General features: G+C 69.9%; 1 pseudogene. It reads left to right on the top strand.

The window, feature by feature from the left end:
* Positions 1-1,000: pseudogene (locus CCN51_RS51790) on the top strand (DEAD/DEAH box helicase); the annotation flags it as partial.

Here is a 1,000-nt window from a genome sequence, read left to right on the forward strand (position 1 = left end):
GGCCGGCGAACGCGAAGGCTGGGCCTACCTGCTGACCAGCCCCACCGAACGGGCTCCGTGGCAGGCGCGCCTCGCCGCCGGATACACCGTCACCTCCCGTATCCGCGACCACCTTCCCGATCATGTCCTGGCCGAAGCCGTCCAGGGACGACTGCGCGACCTGGACCAGGCCGAACTGTGGTGGACCAAGACCTTCGCCCACTACCAGGGACACCATCACCTCGACCCTCTGCACGACGCCCTGGACTTCCTCAACGACGCCGGCTACCTCCACCGCACCCCTGACCCCGGCGGCAACGACAACCTGACCATTACCGAAACCGGGAAGCTCACCAGCCGCTTCATGGTCGAAGCCGACACTGCCACCACCCTCACCGACACCCTGCAACTCCTCCCTGTCCCCGGCAGCCCCGACGAGGCCGAAAACACCCTCATCACCCTGCTCAGCACTCACCTGCCCGCCCTCGAACAAGCCCCGTTCACCGAACGCGCCAAAACCGCCCTCTACCAGGTCCTGCGCGCTGGCGGACACACCGACGCAGCCCACGCCCCACAACCCCCGGGGGAGGACGAGGACAAGCCCGCCGCCGGCGACCTCGCCCGTGCTGTCCTGCTCCTGGTGGCCAACAGCCCCAAGGCATTCCGCACCCGCAGCAGCTACATCCTGGGCATCCCCGTCGACTCCATGGCACAGATCCTCGACGAAGCCCGCCGCTACCTCGCCTGGATCGCAGCCCAAGGCCACCTCGGCACCATCCACCCCTGGGCCGCCATCACCGCATCCGACCTTGCCCAGCGCATCCGCTGGCGCACCCTAGGCCCCCGCCGTGGCTCGGGCCGCCTGCTCTGGATGTGCGAACGCATGGCCACCCCCGCCCACGTACACCGACTCGTCCCCACCATGTGGCGCGCCGCCCGCGACCGCGGTATCGACGCCCCCGACTGGCCCGGCACCACCTCGCCCAGCACCTGCCGGCTCCACCCCGACGACTACCGCGCC

The organism is Streptomyces milbemycinicus, from assembly GCF_002154605.1.
GTDB classification, from domain to species: Bacteria; Actinomycetota; Actinomycetes; order Streptomycetales; family Streptomycetaceae; genus Streptomyces; species Streptomyces milbemycinicus.